The sequence below is a fragment of the Bradyrhizobium sp. FW305-F6 genome (assembly GCF_058782905.1).
This window is the reverse complement of record NZ_JBYSYD010000002.1, coordinates 337,839-352,146: the sequence shown is the minus strand read 5'-3', so window position 1 is coordinate 352,146 and position 14,308 is coordinate 337,839. Positions and strand designations below refer to the sequence as shown.

The window sequence follows — 14,308 nt, the reverse complement described above, 5'->3', positions numbered from 1 at the left end:
GATACGGGTGGAGGCGTCAGGTATGCGCGTTCGTGGTCTGGTCATTGTTTCAATTTCCACGGGAATACTCATCGCGAGTGACGCCGTGGCTGCCCAGGACGAGCAGACCAACGTCCAGAATCTGCCGCCGGTCGAGGTGGCTGCCCCGACGCCATCGGCAAGGCCCATCACATCGGCGCGTCCGGTGGCGCGCGCGGGGGCGCCGGGGTCCGCCGCCCCGAGGACGCGTCTTTATGTCTATCCCACCTCGCCGGGCACCGGGCGGGGCCTCGACGTCGACAAGGTTCCTTCCTCCATCAACGCCGTCGATGCCGGTCAGATCAGGCGCACCAATTCGCCGAATATCGCCGATGCCTTGCAGCAGTACGTTCCCGGCGTCAGCATCAATGAAGTGACCGGCAATCCGTTTCAGCCCGATATTCAGTTCCGCGGCTACGTTGCTTCACCCCTCGCCGGGACGCCGCAAGGGCTCGCCGTCTATCAGAACGGCGTGCGCATCAACGAAGCCTTCTCCGATATCGTCAATTGGGATCTGATTCCGACGGCTGCGATCCGCTCGGCGGTCGTGGTCACCAACAACCCGGCGTACGGCCTGAATGCCCTCGGCGGCGCCATCGATCTGCAGATGAAGAACGGTTTCAATTATCAGGGGGCCGAGATCGACATCATGGGCGGCTCGTTCGGTCGCATTCAGGGCTCTGCGCAATGGGGCAAGCAGGTCGATGGAAACTGGTCTGTCTATGGCGCACTCGAAGGCATTCACGACAACGGCTTCCGCAATTTTTCGTCGTCGGACGTCCGGCGCTTCTACGGTGACGTCGGCTATCGCTTTGAAGGGAACGAATTCCACCTCAATGGTGGCGTCGCCAACAATTCGCTGGCTGGTCCCAGTACTGTTCCGGCCGAACTGCTCCAGCAATATTGGGGGGCCACCTACACGACACCACAGACCATCTCTAACAAGGTCGCTTACCTCAACTTGACCGGCAAGGTGGAGGCGACCCCGACCTGGACCTTTGAAGGCACGGCACGCTTGCGGCGCTTCAAACAAGGTACGGTCGACGGTAACCCGACCGATACCCTGCCTTGCGACGACCCGACCCTGTTGTGCTTTGACGATGACGACGTCCCGGCTTTCGGCCTGAATGGCGTGCAACTCGCCAACACCTTTGCACCTGGTGCCATTCTCAGCCAGATCGATCGCACCTCCACCAAGTCGACGTCGTTTGGCATATCCGGACAGGCGACCAACACGGATCAGCTGTTCGGTCACGGGAACCGCTTCGTGGTCGGCGCAAGCTATGACCTCAGCAAGACGCATTTCACAGGCAGCACCGAATTGGGAACGATCGGCACTAACTATGTCGTTACGGGCAGCGGCATATTCCTCGGTCAGTCGGGCGAGCCGACGTCGATCGGCCCGGTGTCGCTTCGCACCGTCAACCAGTATCAGGGCCTCTATGCGCTGGACACGTTCGACGTGACGGATCGTTTTGCGATCACTGGCGGCGGACGGTTCAACGCCGCCCAGATTTCCCTGATGGACCAGCTCGGCACCGCGCTCAACGGCGATCATGCCTTCTACCGCTTCAATCCCATCGTCGGAGGCACCTTCAGGATTACGCCCGAAGTGACGGCCTATGCCGGCTACTCCGAAGCCAACCGAGTCCCGACACCCCTCGAGCTCGGCTGCGCCGATCCGGCGCGGCCGTGTATCATCGGCCAATTCCTGGTCGCCGACCCTCCGCTGCAGCAAGTGGTGTCCAAGACGGTGGAAGCGGGCTTCCGCGGTACGAAGGAGCTGATCATCGGTTCGCTCGGATGGAAGATCGGTGCCTACCGGGCCACCAACTACGATGACATCGTCGCGACCCCGATCCCGGGCTTGACCGGTTTCGGCTTCTTCCAGAACGTCGGTCGCACCCGCAGGCAGGGGCTCGAAGCCGAGGTGAGCCTGAAGTCGAACGTGCTGGCGTTCCAGGCAAGCTATGCATTCCTCGATGCGCGCTTCCTCGATGCGCTCACGCTGGGTTCGGATAGCCCGTTCGCGGACGCCGACGGCAATATCCAGGTCCTGCCGGGCAATCAGATTCCGCGCCTGCCGCGACATCTCATCAAGGCCAGCGTCGAATACGCAGTGACCGATGTCTGGAAAGTCGGTGGCGACGCACTCTTCGTCTCAAGCCAGTTCTTCCTTGGTGACGAATCCAACCAGTTTCCGCAATTGCCGTCCTACACCGTTTTCAATCTGCACACGTCCTATCAGGTCACGAAGAACGTCCAGCTCTATGGTCGCGTGAACAACATCTTCGACCACCGCTACTCGACGCTCGGCACCTTCTTCGACCGCGAAGCCCTGCCCAACTTCACCAATGGCGCGGAATTCACCGACCCGCGCTCGCTGAGCCCGGCAAGGCCGCGCGCGTTCTACGCGGGGATGCGGGTGACGTTCTGAAGAGGGGAGCCGTGGCGCGGCCGGTGCTTCGCCGGCCATGCCGGCTTCTCGTCCGCCAGCGGATGGGACGCGCATTAACCTGCCGGCAACCATAGCAAATGATCGGAAAATTTTAACGAAACTGCTCGGCTGTTTCCGCGTCAGTTCGTCGGAGGGCCCGCCTGATGACAGAGCGCCAGTTGAGAGAACAGGAATTCAAGATCGCGCGCTACCGGCATCTGGAGCGGGAAGTGACGGATCCGCTCGCAGCGTGCCTGCTTCACAGCATCATCGAGGAGCTTGAAGCCGAGCTGCGCAGGGACATGCCTGATCGGCACGGGCCGCGCAGTTAACGCTTTCTTAGCGCTGATGATGCGGATTGTCGCGTGGGGCACCAACGGAGATGGCTCCCATGCTGAAGGACGGGACATATGCGGCGTGGTACAACACGCCGCTCGACCAGGGCACCGGAATCGTCCACGTCGCAGACGGCCAGATCTGGGGCTGCGACAGTCTGATGACCTATCACGGCTCCTGTGAGGTCGATGGAGATCGCTTCACTGCGACCGTATCGACGAAGCGTCACACCGGCGGTCGCCCCACCGTGTTCGGCACCGAAGATGAGCTGACCTTGACGATCGAGGGAAGCTGCCCCGGCAAGATCGCGACCTACACCGCGACGGCACCTCAGGCGCCGGGCATGATCCTCCACGGAACACTCATTCTCACGGAACAACAGCCGCCCGCACCCGAACGAACCGGGCAGATGCCGGCGTTCAATCCCGGCAAGCTGCCGAAGCTGCCGAAGCGGTCGCGCTGAGCGCGAGCAAGCGCGTCGGCCCGCATCCATATGTCGCGCCACGCCGCCGGATTCTGCATCCGGGTTTCGCCAACGCTTGCTTTTCAAACCGCCCTGGACTCGCCATTGTGCGCCCGCAACAAGCCGGAAGTGGAGCAGCATCAATGACGGACAAGGTCTCGCGTCGCCGGTTCGCGAAACTCGCGGGACTGTCTGCAGCCGGCTTGACCGGTTCCCTCGACGCAGTCGAAGCCAAGCCGGCAGCAACGCCACGCGCTCGAAGCGGCTTTCCGGCTGGCTTTCTCTGGGGCACGGCGACCTCGTCCTATCAGGTCGAGGGCGCGGTGAACGAGGACGGGCGAGGGGCCTCGATCTGGGACAAGTTCGTCCGCATCCCCGGCAAGATCGAGGACGGCACCACCGGCGATCGTGCCAATGAGCATTATCACCGCTACAAGGAAGACATCGCCCTCATCAAGCAGCTCGGCTGCAGGGCCTATCGCTTCTCGGTGGCCTGGCCGCGGATCTTTCCGGACGGTGACGGCAAGCCCAACCCGAAGGGGCTCGACTTCTACAACCGTCTCGTCGACGAACTCCTGAAGAACGGCATCGAGCCGTGGCTGACGCTCTATCATTGGGACCTGCCGCAAGCGCTTCAGGACCGCTTCGGCGGCTGGCGCTCGACAGAGACCTGCAAGATCTTCGGTGACTACGCCGCCTATGTCGCCGAGCGCCTCACCGATCGCGTCAGGAACGTGTTCACGCTGAACGAGAGCGGCCGCTTCGTCTATTTCGGCTACGGCATCGGCATCGACGCGCCGGGCGTGACGCTGCCGCAAGCCGAGGTCAACCAGATCAGGCACAACAGCGCGCTGGCGCACGGGCTCGCGGTGCAGGCGGTGCGCGCCCATGGCCGCCGCGGCACGAGGGTGGGGCCGGCCGAGAACATCGACGCCTGCGTGCCCGCGATCGACACGCCGGAAAACGTTCGCGCCGCGGAGATCGCGCTGCGCGAGATGAATGCCGGCTATCTCAACGTCATCATGACCGGCCGCTATACCGACGCCTTCCTGAAATTCGCCGGGCCCGACGCGCCGAAATACACCGATGCGGAGCTCAAGATCATCTCCTCGCCGATCGACTTCCTCGGTCTCAACATCTACGCGCCGCAGAACTACGTGGTGGCGACCGATGAGGGCGCGGGCTTCAAGCCGCTGCCGATCCCGAAATCCTTCCCGCACATGAATTCGGACTGGCTGCGCGTCGGGCCCGAGACGATCTACTGGGTGCCGAAGCTGGCGGCGAAGATCTGGAAGACGGATGCGATCTATATCAGCGAGAACGGCACCTCCGGCGACGACGTGGTGTCGCCCGACGGCAAGATCTACGACACCGACCGCATCATGTATCTGCGCAACTATCTCACCCAGCTCCAGCGCGCCACCGCCGAGGGCGTGCCGGTGCGCGGCTATTTCCTCTGGAGCCTGATGGACAATTTCGAATGGGTGTACGGGCTGAACAAGCGGTTCGGGCTCTACCACGTCAATTTCGACACCCAGGTCCGCACGCCCAAACTCAGCGCCAGCTTCTATCGCAACGTGATCGCCAAGAACGCGTCGGGGGTGTGATCGCGTCCATAGTGTAGAGGTCGCCATGCCCGGGCTTGACCCGGGCATCCACGTTCTTCGCGCGACGTAGCAAGGCGTGGATGGCCGGGCCTTCGCCGCGCCGAAGCGGCTTCGGCCGCGCAGGCGGGACAAGCCCGGCCATGACGTCGCGGAGGCTTTCGCGCAGCGGAAATCTAGGCGAGGGGCTGGAGAAAGCGCGCAGCGCTGCGCATTGACTCTCGTCTCCCCCTTATTCAGAACCGTCCTCAACACTCACAACGAGAGGATAACGTCCATGCCCGACGCACTGATCATCGATGCCTGCCGGACCCCCCGGGGCGTCGGCAAGGCCGGCAAGGGAGCTCTCTCGGGCATTCATCCGCAGCAGCTGGGCGCAACCGTGCTGCGCGCGCTTGCCGACCGCACCGGGATCAACACGGCCGATGTCGACGACATCGTCTGGGGCTGCAGCGCGCAGGTCGCAACGCAAAGCGGCGATCTCGGCCGCATGTCCGCGCTCGATGCCGGCTACGACGTGCGCGCCAGCGCCGTGACGCTGGATCGTTTTTGCGGAAGCGGCATCACCAGCGTCAACATGGCGGCGAACTCGATCATGGCGGGCGCCGAGGACCTCGTCATCGCCGGCGGCTGCGAGATGATGTCGATGGAGGGCCGTCGCGGCACTGGTCCGATGATGATGGACAACGGCAATCTGCGCCTGCGCGCGAAGCATCCGCAGTCGCATCAGGGCGTCTGCGCCGACGCGATCGCGACGCTGGAAGGCATCACGCGAAGGGACGTCGACGCGCTCGGGCTGGAGAGCCAGAAGCGCGCCGCGCATGCGATCGCGAACGGCTACTTCAAGAAGAGCCTCGTGCCCGTCCACCGCGAGGACGGCAGCCTCGCCCTCGACCACGAGGAATATCCGCGGCCGCAGACCACGATGGAGGGGCTGAGCAGCCTGAAGCCGGCATTCCCCGCCATCGCGGACTACGCGCTCGACGACAAAGGCACCACCTATCGCGGTCTGATCCTGCAAGAATACCCTGATCTGGACATCGACTTCATGCATCACGCCGGCAATTCCTCCGGCGTCGTCGACGGCGCCGCTGCGATCCTCCTGGCCTCGCCCGCCTATGCCAAGACGCACGGCCTCAAAGCCCGCGCCCGCGTGGTCGCGATGGCCAACATGGGAGACTCGCCGACCCTGATGCTGAACGCGCCGGTGCCGGCAACGCGCAAGGTGCTGGCCAAGACGGGCCTCACCATCGACGACATCGACCTGTTCGAGATCAACGAGGCGTTCGCCGTGGTGGCGGAAAAATATATCCGCGACCTCGAGCTCGACCGCGCCAAGGTCAACGTCAATGGCGGCTCGATCGCGCTCGGTCATCCCATCGGCGCCACCGGCTCGATCCTGATCGGCACCGTGCTCGACGAGCTCGAACGGCGCGATCTCAAGCGCGGCCTCGTCACCATGTGCGCCGCCGGCGGCATGGCGCCGGCCATCATCATCGAGCGCGTCTAGCCGATCGCCCCGTCACTTTCTCCCTGTTTTTACGGGGAGGAAGACCGGCGACATGCGATCCGCCCTTATATTTCAGGGTGAAATACGCGCCTCCTTTCACAAAGAGGCCGGTCGTCGCTTGTCGAAAGCGGCGAATCAGCTTTAGCAAGATGTCGTGCGGGCCTTTGAAACAAGGCAAAATCCGCTGCTCAAGGCTCCTTCCGCACTGGAAGCAGCTAAAATGCAGGGTTTTTTGTCACAGAGGGCCAAAAATGCCCGTAAAACCGCGACAAAACTGTGCAGAAGGCTATAGGCCTTCGCCGGTTGGTCTAATATGCAGCCGTCACGAATCAGAGGAGACACGATGGCCACCCAAATGTCCAAATCGCAGTTGATCGAAAAGATTGCGACCGCCACAGAGCTTTCCAAGCGCGACGTCAAGAACGTCATGGAGACGCTGACCGACGTCGGCCACAAGGAGCTCAAGAAGAACGGCCTCTTCCTGGTGCCGGGCTTCGCCAAGTTCGTGGTCATCAAGAAGCCCGCGACCAAGGCGCGCAAGGGCACCAACCCGTTCACGGGCGAAGAGATGATGTTCAAGGCCAAGCCGGCCCGCAAGATCGTCCGCGCCCGCCCGGTCAAGGCGGCCAAGGACGCCGTGGGCTAACAAACGCAAAGGCCCCCTCGTCGAGGGGGCCTTTTGTTTGGGGCAGCCGCGAGGCCTGAGACGGAGGGGCTCAGTCCTTGCGGCGCTTCACCCGGACCGGGACGGGCTGAAGCCGCGGCTCGGGTCCTGCGAGCGCATCGCGAATCCGGTCGATCGCCCGATCGAGCAATTGGCGCAGCCGCCGCGTCTTCCGCGATCTGTTCGCCGGCGATTGCTTCGCTCTTTCCAGCAGTTTCTTCATCGCCTTCACTCCGCCGCTTCTTTGGCTTCAGCCGGCTCGAGCGCCGCGGCGATGGCTTCGTCGACGCGCTCCAGCCAGATGAATTCGAGGTTGTCCCGCGCGCTCTTCGGGATGTCGTCGTAATCCCGCTTGTTGCGCGCCGGCAGCATCACCCGCTTCAAGCCGGCAGCCGCCGCGGCCACCACCTTTTCCTTGATGCCGCCGACCGGCAGCACCAGGCCGCGCAGCGAGATCTCGCCGGTCATCGCGGTGTCGCTGCGCACCGTGCGGTTGGTGAGCAGGGACGTCAGCGCCGTGAACATCGCAACGCCTGCGCTCGGTCCGTCCTTCGGGGTCGCGCCCGCGGGGACGTGAACGTGGATGTCGCTCTTCTCGAACGCCTGCGGATCGATGCCGAGCTGCGGGGCCCGGCCCTTCACCAGCGTCATCGCGGCCTGCACGCTCTCGCGCATGACGTCGCCGAGCTGGCCGGTCAGGATCATGCCGCCCTTGCCGGGTACCTTCGATGCCTCGATGAACAGGATGTCGCCGCCGACAGGCGTCCAGGCGAGGCCGGTGGCGACGCCCGGAATGCTGGTGCGCAATGCGATCTCGCCTTCGAAGCGCGGCTGGCCGAGCACCGTGGCGATGTCCTTCGCCGTCACCACGACCTTTTCGGCCGTGCCTTCGGCAATCTGCACAGCGGCATGACGAAACACCTTGCCGATCTCGCGCTCGAGGTTACGCACACCGGCCTCGCGGGTGTAGCCCTTGACGATCAGCTTCAAGGCCTCCGGCTCGATCTCGGCCTGGGCGGCGGTCAGGCCGTTGGCCTCCAGCTGCCGCCGCACCAGATAGCGCCGCGCGATCTCCAGCTTCTCGTCCTCGGTATAGCCGGCGAGGCTGATCAGCTCCATGCGGTCCAGCAGCGGACCCGGGATCTGGTCCAGCATGTTGGCGGTCGCGATGAACACGACGCGCGAGAGGTCGAAGGGCACGCCCAGGTAATTGTCCCGGAACGTCCCGTTCTGCTCGGGGTCGAGCACCTCCAGCATGGCGGCAGAAGGATCGCCCTGCACGCCACGGCCCATCTTGTCGATCTCGTCCAGCATCATGACGCAATTGCGCGCGCCCGCCTTCTTTATGCCCTGGATGATGTTGCCGGGCAGCGCGCCGATATAGGTACGCCGGTGGCCGCGGATCTCCGCCTCGTCATGCACGCCCCCTAAGCTGACGCGCACGAAGGGACGGTTCATCGCGCGTGCGATGGACTGGCCGAGCGAGGTCTTGCCGACGCCGGGCGGGCCGACGAAGCACAGGATCGGCGCCTTGCCCTGCGGGGCCAGCTTGCGGACCGCCAGATATTCGATGATCCGGGTCTTGATCTTTTCCAGGCCGAAATGGTCGGCATCCAGGACGGCGCGCGCCTGCTTGATGTCGATCGGCTTCTCCTCGGGCAGCGCCCAGGGCAGCTCGATCAGCCAGTCCAGATAGGTGCGGACCATGCCGGCCTCGCCGGCCGCCTCGGGCATGCGCTCGTAGCGGCGCAGCTCCTTCTTGGCGTGCGCCTCCGCCTCGGGCGGCATGTTGGCCTTGGCGATGGCGGAAGTCAGCTCGGCGACCTCGGCCGCCTTGCCGTCGCCTTCGCCGAGCTGGCGCTGAATGGTCGCCATCTGCTCGCGCAGGATCGCCTCGCGCTGCCGCTCGTCGAAAGAGGCCTTGGTCTTCTGGCCGATTTCATTGCTGATGCGGAGCACCTCGAGCCGCTCGGCCAGATGCTTCGACACCTTCTCCACGCGCAGGGCGAGGTCGATGGTCTCCAGCACCTCCTGCTTGTCCTGAGGCTTGATGTCCATGAACGACGTGGCCAGATCCGCCAGCGCGCCGGGGGCGCTGGTGCCCTGGAACATCGCGGAGAGCTCGGGCGGCGCCTGCGGCAGCAGCTCGATCGCCTCGATCGCCAGACGCTGCAGGTTCAAAGCTCGCGCCTCGATCTCCGGCGAGGTCGTGGTCGGCTCGGGAATCTGCTGGAAGCGCGCGACCGGGAACGGCGTCCCCGGCAGGAAGTCGAGGATGCGCGCGCGCTGCACGCCCTGGCAGACGATGTGATGGGTGCCGTCGGGCGCGGTGATATAGCGCACGATGTTGGCGATGGTCGCAACCCGATAGAGGTCGTCCGGTCCGGGGTCGTTCGTCTCTGGGCTGCGTTGCAGCACGATGCCGACCGGCCGCTGCTCGCGCAGCGCCTGCTGCGCGGCGGCAATGGACTTGGGCCGGCCGATCGTGATCGGTGCAATGGCGCCGGGAAACAGCACCATCTCGCGCACGGGGATGATGATCAGTGCGTCGTCGGGGATCTTCACGTCGTTATTGCTTTGTTCGTTGTTCATCTGTTCGGTGGCCATGATCGACCTCAGGATTTGGCGAGGCGCAGCGCGACGCAGCCGTCCATCACGAAGCGGCTGATGGCGTAGCGGCCGAGGGGCAGTGCAATGCGGCGCTCAAAACGCCCCTGCGGCAGCTCGAGCCGGTGGATGCGGGCGTTACGTAGCTCCGGCGGGAGGGTGCGCTGGCCGGAGATGACGAGAACGCCGTCATGGATGACCGTCTCGACATTGTCCGGGTTGACCCCGGGAAGTGCCACCAGGATCAGGAGCTCACGCTCCGTCTCGAGCACGTCGATCGGCGGCTCCCAGCAGGCTTCCTGACGGCCGAACTGCTGGCGTAGCCGGTCGGCGCGGGTCAGCGAGTCTAGGGCTTCGGACAGCATCCAGTCGAGGGGATTCTTGGGTTGCATGATGTAGGCTCAGGGGGTGGGAAAGCCTGCATATGGGGCCGGTTCCGAGGAAATCCAGTGCGGGGGCGCCGATGGGCCATGCACCGTCGTGCGATCCAAAAAAGCAAACGCCGCGGCCTGGGCCGCGGCGTTGCGTCATATGTCGATTGGGCGGGGGTCAGGCCGCCGCACGGTACTCTTCTTCGGCCTCGAGGTTGATCACGGAGGTCGCGAGCTCGGTCAGCGTGTGGTCGGTCGCCTCTTCCTCGTCCAGCGTCTCCTGCAGCAGCCTTGCCGCGTCCTGCATGCCGAGCTCCTCGGCCCAGGTGCGCAGCGTGCCGTAGCGCGAGATCTCGTAATGCTCGACCGCCTGCGCGGCCGCGAGCAGGCCCGCATCGAGTGCCGGCGCACCCTTGAAGTCCTTCATGATCTCGGCACCTTCGTCGGTGATGCCGTTGATGGCCTCGCACGGCTTGCCGCGTGCCGGCTTGCCCAGCATCTTGAAGATCTGGTCCAGCCGCTTGACCTGACCCTGGGTCTCGCGGAGATGCTTGTTGAAAGCGGCTGCCAGCTCTTTCGACTGGGCCGCCTTCGCCATCTTCGGCAAGGTCTTGATGATCTTGTTCTCGGCGAAGTAGATGTCCTTCAGCGTCTCCAGGAACAGGTCGCTGAGCATCTTCGGCGCCTGACGCGGGCGGCGCGCCGCGGTCTTCTTGGGCGCGGACTTCTTGGTGGTGCGTTTGTTCGCTCGTTTAGCCATACGTCCTCCTCATGAGGCGACACGGGAAGGCCTCGCCTTCCTTCAATCCTCGGGCGATCAAAACCTCCGGAGAACGAAAAGTTCCAAACTGCAACCCGTGCTCGCTCAGGTCGGGCGCTTGTGGGGATCTTCCTGGCGCTGGCGCTCTTCCGTCGCCCGATCCAGGCGTGCCCGTTCGCTGCCGCGCAGATGGCCGGCCTTCATCACTCCGTAAACAAGAGCCCCGCCGAGCACGAAGGCGCCGATGAACCAGAGCCAAAGCATCTGGGCCGAGGCGTGGCCCAAGAGCATGCTCACTCCGCTGTCGCTCATGATTGGTCTCCACCGATGGTCATTGCGGTCATGCTGAGCTAAGTCGGCCGCCGAAACCTCGTTCCATGCGGGCCGGTTCGTGATGCGCTACGCCAGCGGTCGGCGTGCCGGCGCCGCCTTCGGCTCGCCGCCCGGGGCGGTGAAGTCGCCGGCTTTGCTGGAGGCCCGCAGCCATATCGTCACCTCGCCGCTGGCATCCTGCAGCGACCGGCCGAACTTCCTCTGGCCGCGGAAATGGGACGCTTTCGCTTGCACTGCGATATTGCTTTGACGTACTTCCGGTCCAGCAGACCCTTCGACAGGAAAGCGACATGTCGATGACAGCGGACGAGCTCGCCAAAAGACAAGCCATCATCGACGCCTGCCGCCGCATGAACGCGCTCGGTATCAACCAGGGCACCTCGGGCAACATCAGTGTCCGCTATGCGGACGGCCTGTTGGTCACGCCGACCAGCGTGCCCTATGAAAACATGACGCCGGACCAGATCGTCTTCATGGCCATGGACGGCTCCCATGCGCCCGGCCAGAAGCCGTCGAGCGAATGGCGCTTCCATCGCGACATCCTGAAGTCGCGGCCAGACGTCCACGCTGTCGTGCATGCCCACCCGACCTATTGCACCATCCTGGCGATCATGGGCATGGAGATCCCGCCGGTACACTACATGATCGCCGCGGCGGGCGGCGACAGCATCCGCTGCGCGCCCTACGCGACGTTCGGGACGGCGGAGCTGTCCGAACATGCGGTGCGGGCGCTGGAGGGCCGGCTTGCGTGCCTGCTCGATCATCACGGCATGATCGCGATCGGCAAGACGCTGGACAAGGCGATGTGGCTGGCGGTCGAGGTCGAGACGCTGGCGCGGCAATATCACGGCTGCCTCCAGATCGGACGTCCGCCGCTGCTCGCGAGCGAGGAGATCGAGCGGGTCCGTCAACGCATGGCGGGCTACGGCCTGTCGGAAGGGTAGGGCGAGCCAAAGGTGTTCGTGCGGCTCAGGCATCTTCTCGATCGCAGGAAGACGAACCGCACCATGGTTCGGCTGCGCGCCCTGTTGCGCAGCAACGAGTTGTACCTGATCCCGCTGGCGCTCGTGATCGGCACGCTCGCGGGTGCCGTCGTGACGCTGATGGCCCACATCGCCCAGATCGCGCATGTCGTGATCTACGGCATTCCCGTTGATGTCCACCTGTCGGCCCACGCACGCGTCAGTCCGTGGGCGGCATTGATCGCCCCCGCGCTCGGTGGGCTTTCGCTCGGCATCATGGAATGGTCGCGGCGGCGTATGAAGATATCGAACGCGGTCGATCCGATCGAGGCGAACGCGTTGCGCGGGGGCAATCTGTCGATGCGCGACAGCGTGGTGGTCGCCGGCCAGACCCTGATCTCGAACGGCTGCGGCGCCTCCGTCGGCCTCGAGGCGGGCTACACCCAGATCGGTTCGGGCATGGCCTCGCTGATCGGCAAGTTCTTCAATCTCCGCCGCAACGATCTGCGCCTGATGGTCGGCTGCGGCGCCGCCGCCGCGATCGCGGCCGCGTTCGGAGCGCCGATCACCGGCGCCTTCTACGCCTGCGAGCTGATCGTCGGCGTCTATGCCGTCGGCAGCGCCGCGCCGATCCTCGCCGCCTCGCTCGCGGGCGCCTTGACCGCGCAATGGCTGGGCGGCGCGCCTTACTCGCTGGAGATACCGAAGGTCAGCGCCGTCGGCGTCGAGCAATATCTGGCATTGATCGGGCTCGCGCTCATCACCAGCGGCGTCGGCATCGCTGTGATGCGCTCCTCGCCGATGTTCGAGCGTCTGTTCGTCTGGCTGCCGGTCTGGATCCGGCCTGTGTTCGGCGGCCTCATCGTCGGTGGGTTTGCCATCATCACGCCGCAGGTGCTGGCGGCCGGCCACGGCGCCATGGTGCTCGATCTGTTTCACGATATGACGATCGGACTGATCGCGCTGATCATCGCCTTGAAGGTGACGGCCTGCCTGATCTCGCTCGCCTCGGGCTTCCGCGGCGGCCTGTTCTTCGCCTCGCTGTTCGTCGGCAGCCTGATCGGCAAGTTCTTTGCTGCGGTTCTGCTCCTGATCAGCCCGAACTTCGCGATTGATCCGCTGGTCGCGATGCTGACCGGCATGGCGACGCTCGGCGTCGCCATCGTCGGCGGCCCCCTGACCATGGCGTTCCTGGTGCTGGAGATGACCCGCAATGTCGACGTCACCGCCGTGGTGCTGGCCGGCTGCATCGTCACCTCGATCTGCGTACGCTTCATGTTCGGCCATTCCTTCTCGACCTGGCGGCTGCATCTGCGCGGCGAGACCATCCGCAGTGCCAACGACGTCGGCTGGCTGCGCAACCTCACCGTCGAGCGCCTGATGCGCTCCGACGTCGGCAAGGTGCCCTCGACCACGACGATCGCCGCCGCGCGCCGCGAGTTCGCGCTCGGCTCGCGGCCGGGCATCGTCATCGTCAACAATGCGGACGAATATATCGGCCTCGTCCTGCTGCCCGATCTGTTCTCCAGCGACCTCGACAGCATCGCCGACGATATTCAGGTGATCGAGCTCGCCCGGCTGATCGACATCGTGCTGATCCCGGAAATGAACGTGAAGTCGGCGATGGCCGTGTTCGACGAGGCGGAGGCCGAGATGCTGGCGGTGGTCGATTCCACCGACAGCCGCAAGGTGGTTGGCTTCCTCACCGAGACCTTCGCCCGCCGCCGCTATGTCGAGGAGATCGACAAGGCGACGAGGGGCGTCTTGGGGGCGCTGTCTTAGGCCCACTATCGGCCGGGCGGGGCCGCGACGACGCAGGCTACGATCCTGCGGACCAGTGGCAGGACCACGAGCAGCGTCGGAAAGGCGACGAGCCAGGACAAGGCCCAGGCGCCCGGCCAGGTCGCCAGGAACGCCGGCGTTGCGCCGAGGCTCCGCAGCGTCGAAATGATCGACACCACCGCCGTCATGAGGATGGACAGTACAAACGGCATCACGACCGGCGCATAGCGTGCCGGCAGCTTACGAACCGCAATCATCTGATTTCTTTCGAAGAAAATGACGCGTCGATCACGTTGAAACCCGGAAAATGGCATCGATCCCGACGGCGTCGGTTGATGCGTTGGTTCACGTGAAACGCTTACGGCGACCGAAAAACGGCGCGGCTGTTCATTATCCGCTCAGGTTGGACGGTTCAAGCTGGATATGATCGTTCGGTTTACAATCGTTCAAAGCGCGGCAGA

15 protein-coding genes are annotated in these 14,308 nt (G+C 64.5%); 8 read left to right on the top strand and 7 right to left on the bottom strand.

Annotated elements, in window-relative coordinates; genetic code table 11:
- The first annotated feature begins 22 nt into the window (after positions 1–22).
- From AC3WLX_RS12900 to AC3WLX_RS12875, 6 genes are all read left to right on the top strand, one after another.
- Positions 23–2,455, top strand: coding sequence for a TonB-dependent receptor (locus AC3WLX_RS12900; protein ID WP_492337277.1), 2,433 nt, complete (start codon positions 23–25; stop codon positions 2,453–2,455).
- A gap of 164 nt (positions 2,456–2,619) precedes the next feature.
- A complete protein-coding gene (locus AC3WLX_RS12895) occupies positions 2,620–2,787 on the top strand; it encodes a hypothetical protein (protein ID WP_492336207.1) in 168 nt (55 codons plus the stop codon).
- Positions 2,788–2,846: 59 nt separating this feature from the next.
- Positions 2,847–3,254: a hypothetical protein gene (locus tag AC3WLX_RS12890; RefSeq protein ID WP_291623273.1), complete on the top strand. Its 408-nt coding sequence runs from the start codon at positions 2,847–2,849 to the stop codon at positions 3,252–3,254.
- Positions 3,255–3,397: 143 nt separating this feature from the next.
- Positions 3,398–4,861 (top strand): GH1 family beta-glucosidase, encoded by a 1,464-nt coding sequence (locus AC3WLX_RS12885; protein WP_492336206.1) that lies wholly within the window; start codon positions 3,398–3,400, stop codon positions 4,859–4,861.
- Between the two features lie 274 nt (positions 4,862–5,135).
- Positions 5,136–6,368, top strand: coding sequence for an acetyl-CoA C-acetyltransferase (locus tag AC3WLX_RS12880; RefSeq protein ID WP_492336205.1), 1,233 nt, complete (start codon positions 5,136–5,138; stop codon positions 6,366–6,368).
- Between the two features lie 343 nt (positions 6,369–6,711).
- Entirely contained in the window at positions 6,712–7,014 is a 303-nt protein-coding gene (locus tag AC3WLX_RS12875; protein WP_025037698.1) for an HU family DNA-binding protein, read from the top strand.
- A gap of 70 nt (positions 7,015–7,084) precedes the next feature.
- Here AC3WLX_RS12875 and AC3WLX_RS12870 read toward each other — a convergent pair whose 3' ends face one another.
- The 6 genes from AC3WLX_RS12870 to AC3WLX_RS12845 all read right to left on the bottom strand — a co-directional run bounded on the left by AC3WLX_RS12870 (position 7,085) and on the right by AC3WLX_RS12845 (position 11,337).
- Positions 7,085–7,255 (bottom strand): hypothetical protein, encoded by a 171-nt coding sequence (locus tag AC3WLX_RS12870; protein ID WP_492336204.1) that lies wholly within the window; start codon positions 7,253–7,255, stop codon positions 7,085–7,087.
- A 5-nt stretch (positions 7,256–7,260) separates the two neighbouring features.
- Positions 7,261–9,639, bottom strand: a complete 2,379-nt coding sequence (gene lon, locus AC3WLX_RS12865) for an endopeptidase La (RefSeq protein ID WP_492336203.1) — start codon at positions 9,637–9,639, stop codon at positions 7,261–7,263.
- Between the two features lie 8 nt (positions 9,640–9,647).
- Positions 9,648–10,031 carry an Hsp20/alpha crystallin family protein gene (locus AC3WLX_RS12860; RefSeq protein WP_024342525.1) on the bottom strand — a complete coding sequence of 128 codons (384 nt, stop codon included), beginning with the start codon at positions 10,029–10,031 and terminating at the stop codon, positions 9,648–9,650.
- 157 nt (positions 10,032–10,188) lie between these two features.
- Positions 10,189–10,770 carry a YciE/YciF ferroxidase family protein gene (locus AC3WLX_RS12855; protein WP_492336202.1) on the bottom strand — a complete coding sequence of 194 codons (582 nt, stop codon included), beginning with the start codon at positions 10,768–10,770 and terminating at the stop codon, positions 10,189–10,191.
- Between the two features lie 105 nt (positions 10,771–10,875).
- Positions 10,876–11,082 (bottom strand): hypothetical protein, encoded by a 207-nt coding sequence (locus AC3WLX_RS12850; RefSeq protein WP_492336201.1) that lies wholly within the window; start codon positions 11,080–11,082, stop codon positions 10,876–10,878.
- 87 nt (positions 11,083–11,169) lie between these two features.
- On the bottom strand, positions 11,170–11,337 hold the full coding sequence (locus AC3WLX_RS12845) for a hypothetical protein (protein ID WP_492336200.1): 168 nt from the start codon (positions 11,335–11,337) through the stop codon (positions 11,170–11,172).
- 56 nt (positions 11,338–11,393) lie between these two features.
- On the opposite strand from AC3WLX_RS12845, the gene AC3WLX_RS12840 reads away from it, so the two are divergent.
- Both AC3WLX_RS12840 and AC3WLX_RS12835 read left to right on the top strand, forming a co-directional pair.
- Positions 11,394–12,047 carry an L-fuculose-phosphate aldolase gene (locus AC3WLX_RS12840; protein ID WP_492336199.1) on the top strand — a complete coding sequence of 218 codons (654 nt, stop codon included), beginning with the start codon at positions 11,394–11,396 and terminating at the stop codon, positions 12,045–12,047.
- Positions 12,048–12,059: 12 nt separating this feature from the next.
- Positions 12,060–13,847, top strand: coding sequence for a chloride channel protein (locus AC3WLX_RS12835; protein WP_291627032.1), 1,788 nt, complete (start codon positions 12,060–12,062; stop codon positions 13,845–13,847).
- Positions 13,848–13,852: 5 nt separating this feature from the next.
- Here the strand turns inward: AC3WLX_RS12835 and AC3WLX_RS12830 are convergent, their stop codons facing one another.
- The gene (locus AC3WLX_RS12830; protein ID WP_492336198.1) at positions 13,853–14,104 is read right to left on the bottom strand and encodes a DUF2798 domain-containing protein; all 252 of its coding nucleotides are present in this window, start codon (positions 14,102–14,104) and stop codon (positions 13,853–13,855) included.
- Positions 14,105–14,308 lie beyond the last annotated feature (204 nt).

Excerpts from the sequence above, each read along its gene's own strand:
- AC3WLX_RS12900 (WP_492337277.1), top strand. The coding sequence starts at position 23 with ATGCGCGTTCGTGGTCTGGTCATTGTTTCAATTTCCACGGGAATACTC.
- AC3WLX_RS12895 (WP_492336207.1), top strand. The coding sequence starts at position 2,620 with ATGACAGAGCGCCAGTTGAGAGAACAGGAATTCAAGATCGCGCGCTAC.
- AC3WLX_RS12890 (WP_291623273.1), top strand. The coding sequence starts at position 2,847 with ATGCTGAAGGACGGGACATATGCGGCGTGGTACAACACGCCGCTCGAC.
- AC3WLX_RS12885 (WP_492336206.1), top strand. The coding sequence starts at position 3,398 with ATGACGGACAAGGTCTCGCGTCGCCGGTTCGCGAAACTCGCGGGACTG.
- AC3WLX_RS12880 (WP_492336205.1), top strand. The coding sequence starts at position 5,136 with ATGCCCGACGCACTGATCATCGATGCCTGCCGGACCCCCCGGGGCGTC.
- AC3WLX_RS12875 (WP_025037698.1), top strand. The coding sequence starts at position 6,712 with ATGGCCACCCAAATGTCCAAATCGCAGTTGATCGAAAAGATTGCGACC.
- AC3WLX_RS12870 (WP_492336204.1), bottom strand. The coding sequence starts at position 7,255 with ATGAAGAAACTGCTGGAAAGAGCGAAGCAATCGCCGGCGAACAGATCG.
- lon (WP_492336203.1), bottom strand. The coding sequence starts at position 9,639 with ATGGCCACCGAACAGATGAACAACGAACAAAGCAATAACGACGTGAAG.
- AC3WLX_RS12860 (WP_024342525.1), bottom strand. The coding sequence starts at position 10,031 with ATGCAACCCAAGAATCCCCTCGACTGGATGCTGTCCGAAGCCCTAGAC.
- AC3WLX_RS12855 (WP_492336202.1), bottom strand. The coding sequence starts at position 10,770 with ATGGCTAAACGAGCGAACAAACGCACCACCAAGAAGTCCGCGCCCAAG.
- AC3WLX_RS12850 (WP_492336201.1), bottom strand. The coding sequence starts at position 11,082 with ATGAGCGACAGCGGAGTGAGCATGCTCTTGGGCCACGCCTCGGCCCAG.
- AC3WLX_RS12840 (WP_492336199.1), top strand. The coding sequence starts at position 11,394 with ATGTCGATGACAGCGGACGAGCTCGCCAAAAGACAAGCCATCATCGAC.
- AC3WLX_RS12830 (WP_492336198.1), bottom strand. The coding sequence starts at position 14,104 with ATGATTGCGGTTCGTAAGCTGCCGGCACGCTATGCGCCGGTCGTGATG.